The 17,534-nt window shown below is 64.5% G+C and carries 19 protein-coding genes; 8 read left to right on the forward strand and 11 right to left on the reverse strand.

Annotation, left to right across the window (positions count from 1 at the left end; translation table 11 throughout):
• The first annotated feature begins 8 nt into the window (after window positions 1-8).
• Window positions 9-899 (forward strand): LysR substrate-binding domain-containing protein, encoded by an 891-nt coding sequence (locus HRJ34_RS27410; protein WP_226949238.1) that lies wholly within the window; start codon window positions 9-11, stop codon window positions 897-899.
• A 54-nt stretch (window positions 900-953) separates the two neighbouring features.
• Here HRJ34_RS27410 and HRJ34_RS27415 read toward each other — a convergent pair whose 3' ends face one another.
• A complete protein-coding gene (locus HRJ34_RS27415; protein WP_208634524.1) occupies window positions 954-1,586 on the reverse strand; it encodes a TetR/AcrR family transcriptional regulator in 633 nt (210 codons plus the stop codon).
• A gap of 299 nt (window positions 1,587-1,885) precedes the next feature.
• A complete protein-coding gene (locus HRJ34_RS27420) occupies window positions 1,886-2,413 on the reverse strand; it encodes a lytic transglycosylase domain-containing protein (protein WP_226949239.1) in 528 nt (175 codons plus the stop codon).
• A gap of 101 nt (window positions 2,414-2,514) precedes the next feature.
• On the opposite strand from HRJ34_RS27420, the gene HRJ34_RS29600 reads away from it, so the two are divergent.
• Window positions 2,515-3,243, forward strand: a complete 729-nt coding sequence (locus HRJ34_RS29600) for an energy transducer TonB family protein (protein WP_319025644.1) — start codon at window positions 2,515-2,517, stop codon at window positions 3,241-3,243.
• Here HRJ34_RS29600 and HRJ34_RS27430 read toward each other — a convergent pair.
• From HRJ34_RS27430 to trxC, 6 genes are all read right to left on the reverse strand, one after another.
• Complete coding sequence (locus HRJ34_RS27430) at window positions 3,237-3,485, reverse strand: hypothetical protein (RefSeq protein WP_208634525.1); 249 nt, start codon at window positions 3,483-3,485, stop codon at window positions 3,237-3,239. The two genes, HRJ34_RS29600 and HRJ34_RS27430, sit on opposite strands and share 7 nt — an antisense overlap.
• A gap of 27 nt (window positions 3,486-3,512) precedes the next feature.
• A complete protein-coding gene (locus tag HRJ34_RS27435) occupies window positions 3,513-4,373 on the reverse strand; it encodes a class I SAM-dependent methyltransferase (protein ID WP_208634526.1) in 861 nt (286 codons plus the stop codon).
• Between the two features lie 27 nt (window positions 4,374-4,400).
• A complete protein-coding gene (locus tag HRJ34_RS27440) occupies window positions 4,401-5,189 on the reverse strand; it encodes a sulfite exporter TauE/SafE family protein (RefSeq protein WP_208634527.1) in 789 nt (262 codons plus the stop codon).
• Window positions 5,190-5,193: 4 nt separating this feature from the next.
• Complete coding sequence (locus HRJ34_RS27445) at window positions 5,194-6,114, reverse strand: MBL fold metallo-hydrolase (protein ID WP_007406028.1); 921 nt, start codon at window positions 6,112-6,114, stop codon at window positions 5,194-5,196.
• Between the two features lie 80 nt (window positions 6,115-6,194).
• Window positions 6,195-6,839: a peroxiredoxin gene (locus HRJ34_RS27450; protein ID WP_208634528.1), complete on the reverse strand. Its 645-nt coding sequence runs from the start codon at window positions 6,837-6,839 to the stop codon at window positions 6,195-6,197.
• Between the two features lie 208 nt (window positions 6,840-7,047).
• Window positions 7,048-7,491: a thioredoxin TrxC gene (gene trxC, locus HRJ34_RS27455; protein WP_037569315.1), complete on the reverse strand. Its 444-nt coding sequence runs from the start codon at window positions 7,489-7,491 to the stop codon at window positions 7,048-7,050.
• Between the two features lie 106 nt (window positions 7,492-7,597).
• Between trxC and HRJ34_RS27460 the strand changes: the two genes are divergently transcribed.
• From HRJ34_RS27460 to HRJ34_RS27475, 4 genes are all read left to right on the forward strand, one after another.
• Window positions 7,598-8,284 (forward strand): peroxiredoxin, encoded by a 687-nt coding sequence (locus HRJ34_RS27460; protein ID WP_208634529.1) that lies wholly within the window; start codon window positions 7,598-7,600, stop codon window positions 8,282-8,284.
• On the forward strand, window positions 8,281-8,655 hold the full coding sequence (locus HRJ34_RS27465) for an ArsR/SmtB family transcription factor (protein ID WP_208634530.1): 375 nt from the start codon (window positions 8,281-8,283) through the stop codon (window positions 8,653-8,655). The genes HRJ34_RS27460 and HRJ34_RS27465 overlap by 4 nt, the downstream gene beginning before the upstream one ends.
• Before the next feature lie 78 nt (window positions 8,656-8,733).
• Complete coding sequence (locus HRJ34_RS27470; protein ID WP_208634531.1) at window positions 8,734-8,898, forward strand: hypothetical protein; 165 nt, start codon at window positions 8,734-8,736, stop codon at window positions 8,896-8,898.
• Window positions 8,899-8,901: 3 nt separating this feature from the next.
• Window positions 8,902-10,650: a chloride channel protein gene (locus HRJ34_RS27475; protein ID WP_208634532.1), complete on the forward strand. Its 1,749-nt coding sequence runs from the start codon at window positions 8,902-8,904 to the stop codon at window positions 10,648-10,650.
• Window positions 10,651-10,672: 22 nt separating this feature from the next.
• Here HRJ34_RS27475 and HRJ34_RS27480 read toward each other — a convergent pair whose 3' ends face one another.
• On the reverse strand, window positions 10,673-11,701 hold the full coding sequence (locus HRJ34_RS27480) for a YeiH family protein (protein ID WP_208634533.1): 1,029 nt from the start codon (window positions 11,699-11,701) through the stop codon (window positions 10,673-10,675).
• A gap of 74 nt (window positions 11,702-11,775) precedes the next feature.
• On the opposite strand from HRJ34_RS27480, the gene HRJ34_RS27485 reads away from it, so the two are divergent.
• Window positions 11,776-12,660 carry a LysR substrate-binding domain-containing protein gene (locus HRJ34_RS27485; RefSeq protein ID WP_208634534.1) on the forward strand — a complete coding sequence of 295 codons (885 nt, stop codon included), beginning with the start codon at window positions 11,776-11,778 and terminating at the stop codon, window positions 12,658-12,660.
• On the opposite strand, the gene HRJ34_RS27490 is transcribed toward HRJ34_RS27485, so the two are convergent.
• Complete coding sequence (locus HRJ34_RS27490; protein ID WP_208634535.1) at window positions 12,657-14,267, reverse strand: amino acid ABC transporter ATP-binding/permease protein; 1,611 nt, start codon at window positions 14,265-14,267, stop codon at window positions 12,657-12,659. The two genes, HRJ34_RS27485 and HRJ34_RS27490, sit on opposite strands and share 4 nt — an antisense overlap.
• Window positions 14,264-15,850 (reverse strand): thiol reductant ABC exporter subunit CydD, encoded by a 1,587-nt coding sequence (gene cydD / locus HRJ34_RS27495; RefSeq protein ID WP_208634536.1) that lies wholly within the window; start codon window positions 15,848-15,850, stop codon window positions 14,264-14,266. Before cydD ends, HRJ34_RS27490 begins: the two co-directional genes overlap by 4 nt.
• 91 nt (window positions 15,851-15,941) lie before the next feature.
• On the opposite strand from cydD, the gene HRJ34_RS27500 reads away from it, so the two are divergent.
• The gene (locus HRJ34_RS27500; protein WP_208634537.1) at window positions 15,942-17,528 is read left to right on the forward strand and encodes a cytochrome ubiquinol oxidase subunit I; all 1,587 of its coding nucleotides are present in this window, start codon (window positions 15,942-15,944) and stop codon (window positions 17,526-17,528) included.
• Window positions 17,529-17,534: the final 6 nt, after the last annotated feature.

Genomic DNA, 17,534 nt, shown 5'->3' on the forward strand with positions numbered 1-17,534 from the left:
TGCGCCACATGCGGTATTTCGTGGCCGTGGTCACGCATCGCAGCTTTCGCCGCGCGGCGGCGGAACTTAACGTCTCGCAACCGCCGCTCACCCGCCAGATTCAGCAACTTGAGGAAATCCTGGGCGTGCGCCTGCTCGAGCGGAACAGCCGCGGAATTACTCTCACCGCGGCCGGGGACTCCTTCTATGCAGACGCGCGCAATATTCTCGCTCTTGTCGATCAGGGGGCGACGCGGGCGAACGCGATCGGCCAGGGTCAGATGGGCCGGATCGATGTGGGCGTCTTCGGATCGGCCATTTTCGATCTCATCCCGCGTATCGTCCTGGCATTTCGCGAAGCGTTCCCCGACGTCGAGGTCTCGCTCCACACCATGTCGCGGGAGGAACAGGTCAAGGCGCTTGTCGAACGCCGCATCGATGTTGGGTTCAACCGCTTCTTCAGTGATTATCCGGGCCTGTTCTGGCAAACAATCGCTAGCCAGAGGATGCTCGCCGCGGTTCCGACCGTACATCCATTGGCCAGGCGGGCATCGCTGTCCTTGCGCGATCTCGACCAGCAACCCATCATATTCTATCCGCCGATCGAGCGCCCCGGTGGGTTCAGCAACTTCCTGCTCCGCATGCTTCACGAGCGAAGCGTAGCGGTCCATATCGCCCAGAACGTCGAAGACGTGATCACGGCAATCTCCCTGGTATCCATTGGCCTCGGCATCGCGCTCGGCGTGGACTCGGTTCGTAACTTGAATATTCCTGGCGTCACCTATGTTCCGTTCACCGAACAGGACGCTGCGACATTCGACCTGTGCCTGATCAACCGGGCAGACGATCACATGCCTATTCTTGAGGAGTTTGTCAGGACCGCCAAAGTAGTGGGGCTAGGCGCTGTGGACGCAGCTTGACTGGCACACTGCTAAAGTGAGAGCAGTGCCGATAGGGGCTGATCAAGCATCTGGTTATGGCGCTCGGAGCATGTTGGCAAACAGGCGCGACAGACGCGGCGCCACTCGAACCGGATCGGCGCCGGATACGATCGCCTCGTCGACGAGTCCATGCAGCCCGTGAAACATACAAACTGCCGTCTCAAGTGGATCCTCTATTTCCCATGTTCCGGCCGACTTGCCGCGCTCCAGCAGAGCGGCAAGATTCTGCACGATTGCTTCCTCGCTCATGGCGTTGCGGTGACAAACCGACGGATCATGGAAGATTACATCGTGCAGCGCATAACTCACGCCATATTCGCGAACCACCGCGGCGATCCAACCGTCGAGTTGCGCCTGCCAGTCGTCCGCGTCACAAACATTCATCTCAGCCTGAACCGAATCTGCAAAATGTTGCGAATAGCGCTTGCGCAACGCTTCGAGCATCGCGGCGCGATCATGAAAGTAATGATAGAAAGTTCCCTTAGCGACGCCAGCACGCATTGCAATGCAATCGATAGTGGAAGCGGCAAGGCCCTTTTCCACCAACACCGCGGCAGCAACATCGAGAAGAGCATCCCGTCGTTGGTCGCGCTGGCGAGGCCCACGGGGTGCACCTGCCGCTCGTGAGCGAAAAGGCACATGAGTCAAGGTCTTGTCTACAACCATAAGCCGTCCGTTACGCCGCTTTTACTCCCGATGCGACCATTTCCACATATGGTGCAGCGCAGACGGCAAGAGTTGGCATCGTTCTGAAGATGATTGCGGCAATCCTACGCTAGAGCACCAGTTTACGCATTCTTCTGCGCCGCGTAGGACTTCGGCACCCATTTCGTGGCGCACATCCGCGTCAATCGCTTGGTTGGCAACGGGACAAGCTGGCGCTAAAGTTCACTCGTAGGCTTCTCGCTCAGATGAACGAGCATTCCTGATATCACCGCAGGTGTGTCTTCATCAGGAATCGCGCGTCATTGTGAAGCTTGCGCAGCAAAAATGTCGGAACCGAAGCGGCGACGCAAATGCACGACCACATTTTCCGCATAGCGTCGTTGACGCCAAGGAGTTGGGCTATGGTAGATTCCGATCGCGCGCCAATAGTCGCCGGTCTCCGAAAGAGCGGATAGAAAAATCCAGCGCGCCACATCGACGTTGAAGCAGGCATCGTCGCGCAGCCACTGCCGGACCTGTGGCTCCGAACGACCCACTTGATGGGCGATCCGCGGAACCCACCACGTATTGACCTGGAGCGGACCGAGGTCGTGGCTCCCGTTGGTGTTTCTGATCTCCGCGCCAATCCACCCCGCTTCCTTGTCTCGAAGTCCCCAAAGGGTCTTTTCGAGCCAAGGCTTTCCTCCGGCCGCCTTGCGGATACAATAGCCCACCAGCGTTTCCGAATCTCCGTGGCTAACGGGGCGGGCGTGCAGGCCGATTGGCAGCATGACGGCCCACAATGCGACAACGGCCAAAGAGGCCTGCATCGCGCAAGACGTCTTCATCAGATTACCTCCGAGCCAATATGGACTGGATCCCCCGACAGGAGCGCCATCAGTCGTGACCCGGAGATGATCTGAATATCCGGGCACCGGGAGACGATCTCGTGGCTCATTCCGCCGGTACGGCCGGTATGAATGAACAAGCCACGCAGGCCACAGGCGATGGCCTGTCCTCCGCCTGCTCGCAGCGTTTGGGCGCGGGTCTGGCTGCTGCATCGTGCTGCCTGGCTTTGCTGGTAGCTCTGGACGCCAATCTTTCGGGCTTGGTGCCGTCGGTGTCGCGCCGGGAAGTGAGCAGCTTCACACTGTTCACGCCATCGCCGCCGCCTCCCACTGTGCCGCCTTCTCGGCCGCGTGAGATCAAGCGACCGCCCGATCCGCAATCTGGAAACGCAATCGCTTCAACGCAAATGAGGGACCAGGCGGCCGCCCCAGCGCCTTCGCCGGTGGGTGCCCCGCTGTCATCGACGTCGCCACCGACGCCCTTGGTGCCTTCCATCGACGGGCCTTCGCGCACCAATATTGCCGTCGATCCTGCGCCGGCCCCTGACAGCAAAGCCGAAAGCGTGCTCGCGTCCTATCAAGGTCAGCTCTGGGCACGAATTGCAGCGCGCAAGCCCAGGGGGCTAAACCTGTCCGGCGTCGCCATGGTCCGCTTTGCCGTCGGTCGTGCCGGCGAGCTGATTTCCGTCGAGCTTACGACATCCAGCGGAAACGCGGCGCTGGATCGTCTGGCGCTCCGGACGGTGCGCAATGCCGGTCCCTTTCCACCGCCTCCGGCAACAGTGGAAAGGGACCAGCTCGTCTTCTCGATCCCCTTCAGCTTTCATTGAGGGCGCTGAGCGGGCGGCACGTCCTCGATCGTCAACATGGCGACACGCACCCTTTCCAGAAAGGATACGCGGCCGTCGTCCCCGGCCTTGATGGCGGCCTGTGCTTCATCGACAAGCACTTGTCCGGCTCGCGGCCCATGTTCTTCGAGAAGCGCCTGCGCGGTCATGATTTCATCGGTCAGGATTGCCTCATTGCCCGCGTCGCCCGCTTTCAGTCGCAGCGACAGTTTCTTTCTATCCATTATGTCGTCCTCCCCCAGATATGCCGATCACGCGCTGGCGCTCACCAGCCAAGCCTTGGCGCCCATGCGAGCGCCGTCATCGTCGCGGTTGCGCTCGAACAGCGCGGCAAGATCCCGCTGAATGGCCTCACGCACCTCTGCGCCGCTCGGCCGAACGAGATCGCCGATGTGCATCCCGTCGAGCACGAAGCGCGCGGCGCTCTCGGCATCGCTACCGGGTCCGCCAATGCGCTGATCGCCGGTCCAGACGTCGAACCTGATGTCGGAAAAGCCAGCGCTTTGCAGAAGGTCGATCACATAGTCCTGTTCGGCCAGCGCGAACGGCCCCGGTGCGCGGGGCTGAGGCGTCGGCAAGTCGATATGCTCGCTGATGATCCCCATGATGCTGCGCTGCCAGGGATTCTCGGCGACCGGCGCCCAAACCGCGATGTCGAGCCGTCCGCCGTCGCGCAGCATCCGGCGCAGATTGGCGAAAGCCGGGTAGGGCTGAGGGAAGAACATCGAGCCGAAGCGCGAGAACAGTCGATCGAACGGCGCATCCTCCGGCATGGCTATCGCCGCATCGCCTTGCTCGAAGCGGATATTGGCGAGGCACGCGCGGGTTGCCCGATCGCTCGCGGTCGCCACGAGATCGGGCGATATGTCGAGGCCCAGCGCAAATCCGGTATTCCCGACGGCCGCGGCGATCTGCCGTGTCGTCCAGCCTCCGCCACACCCGACGTCGACCACCGTTTCGCTGGCGGTATAGGCGGCCTGGGCGAGCAGCGCCTTGCCGATCGGCTCGATCATGCTCTCGAAACGGTCGAGCTGGGCGAGCCAGCGCGTGCCTGCCTGACCTGCCCAATCATGCGCGGCAAGGCCGTCCAGATTCTCGCCAGCATCGTTCATCAATGTCCTCCCATTGTCGTTACAAAATCAGTTCCAGATGGCGGCCGCGCTGCGCCAGAGCATGTAGGCCGCGACCACGAAGATCAGCACGGCGAAGATCGTATTGAGCGCGCCCTTGTGACCCGACAGCCGATGCGAGAGAGCGGCGCCGACGATACCGCCAACGATACCGCCGCCGATGAACACCGCGGCGAGTCCCCAATCGACCAGCCCGGAAAAAGCATAGTTGAGCGCGGCCGTAAGACCGAAAGCGGTAACGGCGACCAGCGACGATCCGACCGCATTACGCATCGGCATACCCGTCGAAGCCATCAGGCCCGGCACGATCAGGAAGCCCCCGCCGATGCCGAAGAAGCCGGAGAACAGGCCGGTGGCGCCGCCATAGCCGATGACCTTGGGCGCGTTTTCGCGGCGGCACTGGACGTCGGGATTGCCGGGATCACCGCGCTTCTTCAGCATGAGCGCGCCGACCAGGACCATCAGCAGCGCGAACAGGAAAAGCAACTTCTGGCCGTCAAACGCCTTGCCGAGCGTCGAGCCGGCATAGGCGCCCGCGACGCCGGCGGCCGCGAACATGCCGGCGCAGCGCCATTTGATCGTGCGCTGGCGGGCATGGGGAACAAGATTGGCGCCGGCGTTCGCCGCAACCGCGAGCGCGCTGGTGCCGATCGCGACATGGGGCGAGGCGACGCCGACCAGATAGACCATGAGGGGAACGGCGAGGATCGACCCGCCGCCCCCCACGAGGCCGAGCGTGAAGCCGACGAGCGAACCCGATCCGGCTCCGAGCAGATATTGGACAGATTCGAGTGTCATGGCCTTACAGCGTGTTGACCGGCAGCTTCAGATAGCTGGTGCCGTTGTCTTCCGGCTCCGGCATATGGCCGCCGCGCATGTTGACCTGAATGGACGGCAGGATCAGCCTCGGCATCCCGAGCGTCGCGTCCCGCGCCTCGCGCATGGCGACGAACTGGTCCTCGCTCACCCCGTCGCGCACATGGACATTATGCTCGCGCTCCTCGCCCACCGACGTCTCCCAGGCATAGGTGTCGCGCCCAGGGGCCTTGTAGTCGTGGCAAAGATGGAGGCCCGTCTGATCGGGCAGCGAGAGCAGGCGCCGGATGGACCGGAAAAGCGTGCGGGCGTCGCCGCCCGGGAAGTCCGCGCGGGCCGTGCCATAGTCGGGCATGAACAGCGTATCGCCGATGAATGCCGCGTCGCCGATCACATAGGTCATGTCGGCGGGGGTATGTCCGGGGACATGCAGCGCGATCGCCTCGATAGACCCGACCCTGAAGCGGTCGCCGTCATCGAACAGGCGATCGAACTGCGAGCCGTCGCGGGCGAAGCGCGTGCCCTCGTTGAATATCTTGCCGAACACCTCCTGCACCGTGAGGATATGGCGGCCGATCGCCAGCGTGCCGCCCAGCTTCTCCTGAAGATAGGGCGCAGCCGAGAGATGGTCGGCATGGGCGTGCGTCTCGAGCAGCCATTCGACCTCGAGGCCTTCGCTCTCGACATAGGCGATCACCTTGTCGGCGGACGCGAAGGACGTGCGCCCCGAAGCGGGATCGAAGTCGAGCACGCTGTCGATAATCGCAGCCTTGGCGGTCGCGGGATCGGAGATGACGTGGGTCACGGTGAACGTGTCCTCGTCGAAGAAGCTGCGGATGACCGCGGGCCGCGCATTGCTCGCGGCCTCGACGATCCGGGCGGCTTCACGGATTTGCGGATCGGTCATGGCCTTGTCCTTTCATTCGATAAGCGGATGTGCCGGCTTCGCGCTAAAGGGGAGGGGCGCGCGAAGCCGGCCCGACCGGCTCAGAGTGTCTTCTTGCTGAAATACCAGTCGGTGTAGTCGTAGCCCTCGTCCTTGCGCGCCTTGGCGGCCTCGGCGGTCGCGGGCGGCGGCACGATCACGGGTTCACCGGGCTGCCAGTTTTCGGGCGTCGCGACCTTGTTCGCATCGGACGTCTGAAGCGCGGTCAGCAGGCGGACGAACTCGTCGACCGAGCGACCGTTCGACATCGGGTAATAGACCATCGCCCGGATGACGCCTTCGGGGTCGATCAGGAAGGTCGCCCGCACGGCGGAGGTGTCCGACGCGCCGGGATGGATCATGCCGAAGGCCCTGGCGACGTTCATCGACAGGTCGTCGATGATCGGGAAGGTGATCTCGATGCCGAACTTCTCCTCGATGCTGCGCATCCAGGCGATGTGCGAATGCACGGAGTCGATGGAGAGGCCCAGCAGCTCGCAATTGAGCGCCTTGAAGCGGTCGGCCGCCTTCGCGAAGCCCATGAACTCGGTCGTGCAGACCGGGGTGAAGTCCGCGGGGTGGGAGAAGAGGACCAGCCACTTGCCCTTGTAATCGTCAAGCGAGCGTTCGCCGTGGGTGGTCTTTGCCTTGAAGGCGGGCGCCGGTTCGTTGATCCGGGGCATGGAGGGGGCGGCCACGTCTGTCATTTTATCGTCTCCTGTGAGTGAGTGGGTGACAGACATTAGATACACATTTCTATTAATCGTGTGAACACGATAAACCTAATTCCTCTGATCGGATTTTTCAATCATTTCCGAAAGCGGCGCCAAAGGCCGGATTCGCGGCGCGCGAAAGCAGGCGCACAAGCGCTTCAAAGCATCATTTAACCTAATTATAGGGTGATCCTGGCCCGAATCAGGCGGCGGCGAGAGCCTGTCTTGCCCATGCGACGAGTCGCGCGCGGTCCATCGCGCCCGCCTGCCGCGCAATCTCGCGGCCGCCCTTGACGAGTATTAGCGTCGGGATCGACTGGATGTGGTAGCGCCCCGCAATACCCTGCTCGGCCTCGGTGTCGACCTTCAGCAGTCGGACATGCGGCTCCAGTTCGGCGGCGGCCGCCTTGAACGCGGGCGCCATAGCTCGGCACGGCCCGCACCAGCTCGCCCAGAAATCCACGAGAACAGGCAGACTTCCGCGCCCCACGTGGCGGTCGAACGCAGTCGCATCGACGTCGACAGGCTGGCCCTGGAACAGCGGCATCGAGCATCGCCCGCAATTGGGCGCGGCGCCGATCTTCGCAGCCGGAACCCGGTTGATGCTCGCACAGACCGGGCAAACCACTAGCTGGGACTCGGACATGCGGACATCTCCTATGGAACGCTATCGCTGCTTAATCGTTTACCCGCATGATGTAACCGTGTAAGAAAGGGGGTTCAAGACTTGCCTCCCTTCAGGAGTAGGAAATTTGAATCCCAGCGCAAATGAGAGTGGCGTCTGTTCGCCGGTCCAGATCGGCGACGCCGCGCCCAATTTTCAGGCGCGCACGACCATGGGCGAAATGAGCCTGTCCGACTATCGCGGCCGCTGGGTGTTGCTGTTCTCGCACCCTGCGGACTTCACGCCAGTCTGCACCAGTGAATTCGTCGCGCTCTCGCGCGCCGGGGAGCGGTTCAAAGCTCTCAACTGCGCGCTGGTCGCGATCTCGGTCGACAGCCTCTATTCGCACCTTGGATGGATAAAGGCGATCCATGCGCATTTCGGCGTCACGGTCGGTTTCCCGATCGTCGAAGATCCGTCGATGGTGATCGGCCGCGCCTACGGGATGCTCGCGGAAAATGCGCCAGACGCGGCAACGCTGCGCGCGACCTTCTTCATCGACCCGGAAGGCATTGTTCGCGCCAAGCTCTGCTACCCGGCGACGATCGGCCGTTCGGTCGACGAGCTGCTGCGCGTCATCGCCGCGCTGCAAATGGTCGACAGCGACAATGTGGTGACGCCCGAAGGCTGGCACCCCGGCGATGACGTATTGCTCCCGCCCTATCAGGACCAGACTGCGGCGCTCGACGCGACGGACGATGCCTGCTGGTTCCATCGAACGCAGCCTGACAAGCACAAAGCGCCACCCGACAAGCACAAGAAGGCAGCCAAGTGACGACGTTCACCGATAGCGATCTCGATGCGATCACCGACATCCTAAAGGCGCTGGCGCATGACGTGCGGCTGAAGCTGATGCGCACGCTGCTCGAGAATGGCGAGAAGTCGGTGGGCGAACTCGAAACCATGACCGGCATCGGCCAACCGGGGCTGTCCCAGCAGCTTGCCATCCTGCGCAAAGCGGAGCTGGTGCAGACGCGGCGCGATGCCAAGCTGGTCTTCTACAGCCTCTCGCCCGATGCGCTCGAAAGCACCGCGAAACTGCTCTGCGCCCTGTCGGGCATTTCCGGCAAGGACGTCCAGCCTGCGGTGAAAAGTTCCGGCTCGCGTGCGCGGGGATCGGCGGCAACCTTCGCCCGGATCTTGTGACCGCGCGTCATTGATAGGCTGGGGGACATCGGATCGGCCGCTTCGTCCCGCGATACCGGCCATCATAGGAGACGCAGGATGACGCAGGATTCCGGCAAAGGCGCGAAGCGTGGCGACCCGAAGAAGAAGCCGTCCAAAGCGGGGAAGCGCCGAAAGGCCGATGAAGCCGAACCGCTCGATCCGGTCGAGGAAGCGGGCATGGAGTCCTTCCCGGCGAGCGCCGCGCCGAGCTGGACACCCTGAGCCGTGGCGGGTCTGATACGGGCGACGGCCCTCGTATCGGCGGCGCGGCGCCTATTCCGGTCCAGCGAAGCCAGCCTGATCCTGCTTGCGGTCGGCGTCGGCATTCTCGCCGGCCTCATGGCCTCGCTTCTCGGCAAAGCCGCCTGGGTCATGCAATCGCTGCTCTACGGCCTCGGCACGGATCTCCGCCTGAGCGGCCTCGTCTCGATTTCGCCGGCTCGCCTGCTGGCGCTGCCGATCGGCGGCCTGGTGCTGGGCGCGCTGGTGCTGTTTACCCGCCGCAAAAAACGCGCCTCGATCGACGTCGTGGAAGCGAACGCGCTGCATGGTGGCCGCATTCCGCTGCGCGATACCACGATGGTCTGCGGACAAACGCTGATCTCCAACGGCTTTGGTGCATCGGTCGGCCTCGAAGCCGCCTATGCGCAGGCCGGGGGCGGCATCGCCTCGCTGATCGGACAATGGCTCAATCTACGGCGCGGCGATCTGCGCGTGCTGGTCGGCGCCGGATCGGGCGCAGCGATCGGGGCCGCCTTCGGCGCGCCGCTGACCGGCGCCTTCTATGCTTTCGAGATCGTTATCGGCGCCTATACCCCGGCAAGCATCGCCCCTGTCGTGGCTGCGACGATTTCCGCGGTCATCACCGCCAGGACGCTGGGCGCAACCCCCTATCTGATCGCGGCGCAAAGCAGCCAGCATCTCTCGGCCGCCAACTATATCCTCTACGCAGGGCTGGGGCTGATCGCGGCCCTGCTCGGCATCGCGATCATGCGGCTCGTCTCGCTCGCGGAAGCGGGGGTTCGGCGCACGCCGATTCCCGAATGGCTGCGACCCGCGCTGGGCGGCGCGATCCTGATCCCGCTCGCGCTCACGACACCGCATGTCCTGTCGGCAGGGCATGGTGCGCTGCACCTGACGATCGCCGGCAATATCGCGCTTGGCGCCTTGATCCTGATCTTCGCGCTCAAGTCGCTCGCCTCGATCGTCTCCCTCGGCTTCGGCTTTAGGGGCGGCCTATTCTTCGCCTCCCTCTTTCTCGGCGCGGTGCTGGGGCAGATATTCGCGCGCCTGTGGGCGTTCGTCCCCGATGGCATTCCCCTGTCGCCGATGGATGCCTCGCTGGTCGGCATGGCCGCGCTGGCGGCCGCGGTCGTCGGTGGTCCGATGACCATGTCCTTCCTCGTTCTCGAAGCCACGCATGATTTCGAGATCACGGCGGTCGTGCTGACGGCCGCGCTCTGTTCGAGCACGCTGGTCCGCGAGCGGTTCGGCTATTCCTTCTCCACATGGCGCCTGCATCTGCGCGGCGAGGTGGTTCGCAGCGCGCGTGACATTGGCTGGATGCGAACACTCACCGCGCGGCGCATGATGCGGACCGCGCCCGCCACCGCGTCGCCGACGATGCCGGTCGGGGATTTCCGCGAGCAGTTCCCATTGGGTTCGACAAGCCGCGTGCTGCTTCAGGACGAACAGGGCCATTATGCGGGCCTCGTTCCCACGGCCGCCGCCTTCGCCGATCCCGGACAGGCCGACAAGCCGGTATCCGACTTCGCCATCCTGAAGGATGTCGCGCTGACGCCGGACATGTCGATCGTGCCGATCATGGAGTTGTTCGACGCCAGCGCCGCCGACGATCTCGCCGTAGTCGACGCTCAGGGCCGGATCGTGGGAATGCTGACCGAACGCTATGTCCGCAAGCGCTATGCCGACGAACTGGACCGCGCGCAGCGAGAACTCTACGGCGAGGACTAGGGACGGCAGTCTGCGACATCAATCAGGCAAGGCCGATCAATCGCAGCGTGACGAAAGCCATGCCGCCCAGCGCGATAAGCGATGCGGTCACGACAAAGACGACACGGGGGCCTGCGGCCGAAACGCTTCGCAAATCGACACCCAGGCCAAGGCCGGCCATGGCGAGAATGGTGAGATAGCCGCTCAGATGATGCACAGGGTCCGCCAAGGCGCGCGGGAACAGCCCAACCGAATTGACGGCCGCGAGCGCGAGGAAGGCCATGATGAAGGGCGGCACGAACGTCAGGATCGAGTGCCGGCGCTGCCGATGCGTGGCCCCAGCCCTTCGCCGCGCGAGAAACAGCGACAATCCGGTGACGACCGGACCCAACATGAGCACGCGCACCAGCTTGACCAGCGTGCCGATCTGGACCGCGGCCGATCCCATAGGGCCGGCGGCCGCGATAACCTGCGGCACGGCATAGACGGTAAGCCCGGCAAGGACACCGCCCGCGGCGGCGCTGAGATGCAAGGTGGCGGCGATCACCGGAACGGCGATCACCACGCCGATACCCAGGACAGCGGTGAACGCGATCGACGTCGCCACATCGTCGCTATCGGCGTCGATTACAGGAGCGACGGCGGCGATGGCGGAATTGCCGCATATCGCGTTGCCGCAAGCCACCAGCAGCGCCATCTTTCCCGGCAGGCCGAGCAGGCGTCCAATGAGGAAGCTCATGGCGATCGCCGCAATGACTGTGCCGACGATCGACCCGATCAAGGGAAGACCGGCCACGGCGATCGCGCCAAAGCTGACCGTCGCGCCCATGATCGCGACCGCAAGTTCGAGGACGGGCCTGGCCGCGAAGTCGATGCCCGGCAGGAAGGTATGAGGCGGCGTCCAGAGCGTGCGGACCAACGACCCCAGCACGATCGCGATGACCAGTGCTTCAAGCCAGGGCTTGCCAGTGGCGAGGATTTCCGCGCGCTCGAGAAGCAGGGCGGCGGCCGCGACCGCTGCGCAGAGCACAAGACCAGGCGCGGAATGGCGAATGGGAAGGGCAGCTTTCATGCTGCCAAGTTCCCCTTTCCCTATCAGAAATCCAATTGATTGATTAAGTGCATAGAATAAACGATGCTTATCCTATGACGCTTGAACAGTTGCGCATATTCGTGGCGGTCGCGGACACGCTCAGCATGACCCGCGCGTCCGAACGCCTGCATCTAACGCAGCCCGCGGTCAGTGCGGCGATCGCCGCGCTCGAACAGCGGCACGCGACGCACCTGTTCGATCGCGTCGGCCGACGCCTCGAACTCACCGAAGCGGGACGCCTGTTCATGCCCGAAGCCCGCGCGGTTCTGGCGCGTGCCGACGACGCTTGCCGGGTGCTCGAAGATCTGGACGGATTGACGCGCGGGGAAATTCGTATCGCTGCCAGCCAGACTGTTGCAACCTATTGGTTGCCGCGCCGCATGGCGCGCTTCGCCGCCCAGGCGCCCAATGTCCAGCTTCGCCTTCTGGTCGGTAACAGCGCACAGAGCGCCGCGCGGGTTTTGTCCGGCGAGGCGGACATCGCTTTCGTCGAGGCAGAGGTGTCGGAGGATCTGCTTTCGGCCAGGGTCGTCGGCACCGACCGGATCGGCCTCTATGCCGCGGCCGATCATCCCCTCGTCGGGCGGCACTTTCTCCGCGCCGATCTCGAAGCGGCCCGGTGGGTCATGCGAGAGCCGGGGTCAGGCACGCGGAACCATGCGACGGCCGGTCTTGCCGGATCGGGTGTCGACGTTGACCGGCTGCAAATCCTGCTGGAACTTCCATCGAACGGCGCTGCGCTCGAGGCGATCGAGGATGGAGAGCTTGTCACGGCCGTTTCCGAGCTGGCGGCGGCGGCACGGGTCGGGATGAAGTTGATCGCGCCGCTGCAATGGCCGCTCCCGTCCCGCAATTTCACGATGCTGCTTCATCGCGCACGCAGGCCAAGCCGTGCGGTTACGGCGTTCGTGGCTGGCCTGGAACGCGGGGCAAGCTAGAGATTGATACGGTGCTGCTCGCGCGCGAGCGCCAGCAGCGCCCGCCTGTGGCTGACGACCACGAGTCCGGTTCCCGTTTCGCGCAGCCAGGTGTCGAGGCGGCGTGCAAGCCGCGCTTCCGTCACCATGTCGAGGCCTTCGCTTGGCTCGTCGAGGAGCAGCCAGGGCTTGCCTGCTAGAACGGCGCGCGCGATCGACAGGCGCTTGCGCTGTCCGCCCGACAGACGCGCGCCGCCATCGCCGACCCATTGGTCAAGCCCATGCGGCATCGCGCGAACGTCGGCCGCGAGGCAGGCGACTTCCAGTGCCGCCCAAAGCTGTTCGTCGCTGAGGCCAGGGCGGGCGACGCGCAGATTGTCGCGGACCGTTCCCGACAGGAGCTGGGCATCCTGCGGGGAAAGGGCAAAGCTCGCGCGTAGCGTCTCCGGCTGTATGTCCGCGAGTGGCTGATCGTCGAGATAGAGGCCGCATTGTCTCTCGGCGGGCCGAATCCCCGCAAGGGTTTCGAGCAGGCTGGTCTTGCCGCTACCCGATCGTCCCTCGATCCCGAGACGTTCGCCCGGCTCGCGGCGAAGATAAAGATTTCCGCGATCGAACGCGATGATCGGCCGCGTCGGCGTGGAGCAAATCTCCTTCCCTGCGCGCACGGGCGCATTGCGCTCACCTGCCATGTCCTCCAGGCGCGCCAGGGCAGCCGTCACAAGCGCGTCTCGCGACACGCCGCGCACATAGCCGGACAGGGCTTCGATCGCGCCAGCACCCGCCAGCACGGCAAGCACGGTCATGAGCAAAGCGGCCTTGGAGATAACGAGGACCGCGCCCATAGCGATGCCCCCGCCAAGGGTCAGCCCCGCGTCGATAATCGCTTCGCCGCGCGCGAAACGGCGCCGCGCGCCGTCCAGCTCGGCCGTGTCATTCGCCAGGCTCCGCTCGATCGCCGGGGCCAGGTCATAGGCCAGGATTTCGGGCGATGCCGACGCATAGTCGACCATTCCAGCCTTCAGCCACGCCAGCGCCGCCGCGATGTCGGTGGCAGAGCGCGCCAGCAGTCGGGGCGTTGCCAGATGCGCCCATAGAACCAGAACGCCGATCAGCGCCAGCAAAGCGAGGGAGGCCCAGGGACTGGCGAGCCATGTAAGGACAAGGCCGATACCCGCGCCGGCAAGGGCGGCGGGGAGCGCGGGCTTGCGCACCAGGCTGTCTTCGAGCGCGCCGATGTCCTGAACGAGCCGGGTCACGGCATCGCCCGCCGATACGGCCCGCACGTCGCGAACCGACAGGATGCGCTCGAACAGGCGCGCCCGGACCGTGGCGAGCGCCATCAGGGCCGCGCGATGGCCATAGAGGCGTTCGCCATAGCGCGCCGTCGTCCGGACGATCGCGAGCAGCCGGATCATCGCGCTCGGCACGAGATAGTTGAAGCCCTGCGCCGCCAGCACGCCGCCAAGGCCGGCGAGCGCGGCGCCAGTGATGAACCAGCCCGACAGGCCCAGCAGCAACACCGCGGCGATCGTCGCGGCAGCGGCGAGCGCGCCCGCGATACGGAAAGCGCGACGCTCGGGGCCGATGGCTTCGGCCAGCAGCCGGTCCATATCCGCGCGGCTCATGCCAGCACCATTTCATGGGTCGCGATCGCGGCCAGCTCGGCGCTGTGCGTCACCATGAGGACCGTGCGCCCCTTCGCAGCCGAAGCCAATATCCGGGCGATGTCGGCCGCTGACCCTGTATCGAGATCCGCCGTCGGTTCGTCGAGCAGCCAGAGCGGTGCGTCTTTCAGCAGCACCCGCGCGATACCGACGCGGCGCCGCTCGCCGCCCGACAGGCCCGACCCGCGATGGTCGAGCGGTAGCCCCAGACCCTCTCCTCGCGCCGCGATCATCGGTCCAAGGCCAGCAGAACGTGCGGCCGCCTCAACCTCGGTATAGTCGGCCTCCGGGCGTGCAAGGCGGATATTGTCGGCGAGGGTTCCGGGGATGAACGCGACCGATTGACCGGCCCAGCCTATTTGGCCGGGAAGAGCGACCTCGGCCGCTTCTCGGCCGTCGACCATTATCCGTCCCCTGCCGATCGGCGCCAGTCCCAGCAGCGCGTGGAGCAGGCTGGACTTGCCGATGCCGGTGGCGCCGCGCAGCGCGAAAATGGTGCCCGCCGCGACGTCCAGCGTGAACGGGCCGATGGCCGTCTCGCCATAGTCGATGACCACCCCGTCGAAGCGCAGCGCGGGCGGAGCCTCGATCGCGCGGCGTGAGGCAGACGGGGACGGGGACGGGGGAGCGATCTTTTCCAGGCGTTCGACTGCGGCCTCTCCGACCTGCTTGTCATGATAGGCGGCAGCAAGGCGGCGCATGGGAAGGTAGAATTCGGGCGCGAGGATGAGGACGAACAGCGCCTCGCCCAAGGTCAGCCTCTCGGGCGCGGGGAAAGGCAGGATGCCCAGCAGGTTGAAGCCGCAATAGAGCGCCACCAGCGCCACCGACAGCGCCGCGAAGAATTCGATGATGGCGCTCGAGACGAAAGCGACCTTCAGCACGTCGATCGTGCGCGCCGCGACTTCGCGCGTGGCGTCGGCGAGGTGGCGGCCGATGCGGTCCTGCGCGCCGAAGCCGACGATCACGGGGAGCGCGCGCACCCGGTCGACGAACAGACCCGACAGGCGGCTCAATGCGTCGAGCTGGCGGTCGGCCGCGCGCGCCGCTGCCGTGCCGGCAAGCGCCATGCCCAAGGCAAAAGGCACAAGGGTCGCCAGCATGATCGCACCGGCGACCCAGCTCCCGAAGGCGGCGGCAACCGCGATGACGAGGGGAGAGAAGACCGCCGCGCGGCGCAGAGGCTGGAAACGAGCATGGAAGCCGCCCAGATCCTCGATACGATCGACGGCATCGGCAACCGCTTCGCCCAGCATCCGGCGATCACCCGGCGCCGCGACGAGGATGCGGGGATAGACGCGTTTCCGCCAGCTTGTCTTGGCGGCCACCGCCGCGGCCTCGCCGACGCCGGTCGCACCGATCTGTATTCCGGCGCGAAGCAAGGCGGCGGCAATCAATCCGCCCACGGCAAGCAGCAGATTACCGTGATCGCCCCGCGCGGCCGCCGCGACGCCAGTAGCAAGCGCGGCGGCCATGAGGATGGCCGCGCCGCTATCGGCGATCCAGAAAATCGCCCCGCCCTGTCGATCAATTCGGTTGCTCATATACTCGCTTACGAGTAATGGCTAAACATAATCTTTTCAACCGACTCATGGCGACCATGCAAAGCCGGGCCGGAATGCAAGGAGTCTTGCCATGGACATGGCCGTGATCGAACTCTCCCGGCTGCAATTCGCGCTGACGGCACTCTACCACTTCCTCTTCGTTCCGTTGACCCTCGGCCTCTCCTTCATGCTGGTCATCATGGAGAGCATCTATGTCATGACGGGCCGCGAGATCTGGCGCACCGTCACGCGCTTCTGGGGCAAGCTGTTCGGCATCAACTTCGTGCTCGGCGTCGCCACCGGCATTACCATGGAATTCCAGTTCGGCACCAACTGGTCGTACTATTCCCACTATGTCGGCGACATCTTCGGCGCGCCGCTCGCCATCGAAGGGCTGATGGCCTTCTTCCTCGAAGCGACCTTCGTCGGCCTCATGTTCTTCGGATGGGACAAATTGTCCAAGGTCGGGCACCTGTTCGCGACCTTCATGGTCGCGCTCGGCTCAAACCTCTCGGCGCTCTGGATTCTCGTCGCCAATGGCTGGATGCAGCATCCGGTGGGATCGCGGTTCAATCCCGCGACGATGCGGATGGAAGTCTCCGACTTCATGGGCGTACTGTTCAATCCGGTCGCGCAGGCCAAGTTCGTCCATACGGTGAGCGCGGGCTATGTCTGCGCCTCGATCTTCGTGCTCGGCGTCTCGGCCTGGTATCTGCTCAAGGGCAAATGGGTCGCGGTGGCGCAGCGCAGCTTCACGGTCGCGGCCGCCTTCGGCCTTGCCTCGTCGCTGTCGGTCGTCGTGCTGGGCGACGAGAGCGGATACGCGCTTACGGATAATCAGAAAATGAAACTCGCCTCGCTCGAAGCCATGTGGCACACCGAGCCGGCTCCTGCGGGTATCGCGATCTTCGGCATTCCAAGCCTGGAAGGGCGCGAAACCCGCTATGAAGTGAAGATCCCCTATGTGCTGGGCCTGATCTCCACGCGCAGCCTGACCGGCGAAGTCTCGGGCATTTTCGAGCTGGTTGCCAAGGCGCAGGATCGCATCGAGCATGGCGTGAAAGCCTATGACGCGGTGGAGCGGTTGAAGGTCAATCAGAACGATATGGCCGCACGCGCTGAGTTCGAGGAAGCCAAGGGCGATCTTGGCTATGCGCTGCTGCTCAAACGGTTCGTCGCCGACCCACGTCAGGCAACGCCGGAGCAAATCGAGAAGGCGGCATGGTCGACCGTGCCCAACGTGCCGGTCATGTTCTGGGTCTTCCGCGTGATGGCGGGCCTCGGCTTCTTCTTCATCGCCTTCTTCGGCGCGGCCTTCTGGATGGCCTCGGTCCGTCGCTTCGGCTGCGACAACGGCTTTTGCCGCACCTTCATGCGGGCGGCGGTCTGGATCATCCCTTTGCCGTGGATCGCGATCGAATTCGGCTGGATTCTTGCCGAAATCGGCCGCCAGCCCTGGGCGATCGACGGGGTGCTGCCGACCTTCCTCGCCGCCTCGAGCCTGACCGTCGCGCAACTCTGGACGACGATCGTCGGCTTCACGCTGCTTTATGGCGCACTTGCGGTCATCGAAGTGCGCCTGATGCTTGCGGCAATCCGCAAGGGGCCTGACGAGCATCGCGCGCCCGCGCCGGCACCAGCGTCGCCGAACGGCTACGCGCCCATTCCTGCCGAATAAGGAGAA

Source organism: Rhizorhabdus wittichii (genome assembly GCF_017607425.1).
In the GTDB taxonomy this organism is placed as follows: domain Bacteria; phylum Pseudomonadota; class Alphaproteobacteria; order Sphingomonadales; family Sphingomonadaceae; genus Rhizorhabdus; species Rhizorhabdus wittichii.

Coding starts and splice junctions, on each gene's coding strand:
- HRJ34_RS27410 (WP_226949238.1), top strand. CDS start 9: ATGCGGTATTTCGTGGCCGTGGTCACGCATCGCAGCTTTCGCCGCGCG.
- HRJ34_RS27415 (WP_208634524.1), bottom strand. CDS start 1,586: ATGGTTGTAGACAAGACCTTGACTCATGTGCCTTTTCGCTCACGAGCG.
- HRJ34_RS27420 (WP_226949239.1), bottom strand. CDS start 2,413: ATGAAGACGTCTTGCGCGATGCAGGCCTCTTTGGCCGTTGTCGCATTG.
- HRJ34_RS27430 (WP_208634525.1), bottom strand. CDS start 3,485: ATGGATAGAAAGAAACTGTCGCTGCGACTGAAAGCGGGCGACGCGGGC.
- HRJ34_RS27435 (WP_208634526.1), bottom strand. CDS start 4,373: ATGAACGATGCTGGCGAGAATCTGGACGGCCTTGCCGCGCATGATTGG.
- HRJ34_RS27440 (WP_208634527.1), bottom strand. CDS start 5,189: ATGACACTCGAATCTGTCCAATATCTGCTCGGAGCCGGATCGGGTTCG.
- HRJ34_RS27445 (WP_007406028.1), bottom strand. CDS start 6,114: ATGACCGATCCGCAAATCCGTGAAGCCGCCCGGATCGTCGAGGCCGCG.
- HRJ34_RS27450 (WP_208634528.1), bottom strand. CDS start 6,839: ATGACAGACGTGGCCGCCCCCTCCATGCCCCGGATCAACGAACCGGCG.
- trxC (WP_037569315.1), bottom strand. CDS start 7,491: ATGTCCGAGTCCCAGCTAGTGGTTTGCCCGGTCTGTGCGAGCATCAAC.
- HRJ34_RS27470 (WP_208634531.1), top strand. CDS start 8,734: ATGACGCAGGATTCCGGCAAAGGCGCGAAGCGTGGCGACCCGAAGAAG.
- HRJ34_RS27480 (WP_208634533.1), bottom strand. CDS start 11,701: ATGAAAGCTGCCCTTCCCATTCGCCATTCCGCGCCTGGTCTTGTGCTC.
- HRJ34_RS27485 (WP_208634534.1), top strand. CDS start 11,776: ATGACGCTTGAACAGTTGCGCATATTCGTGGCGGTCGCGGACACGCTC.
- HRJ34_RS27490 (WP_208634535.1), bottom strand. CDS start 14,267: ATGAGCCGCGCGGATATGGACCGGCTGCTGGCCGAAGCCATCGGCCCC.
- cydD (WP_208634536.1), bottom strand. CDS start 15,850: ATGAGCAACCGAATTGATCGACAGGGCGGGGCGATTTTCTGGATCGCC.
- HRJ34_RS27500 (WP_208634537.1), top strand. CDS start 15,942: ATGGACATGGCCGTGATCGAACTCTCCCGGCTGCAATTCGCGCTGACG.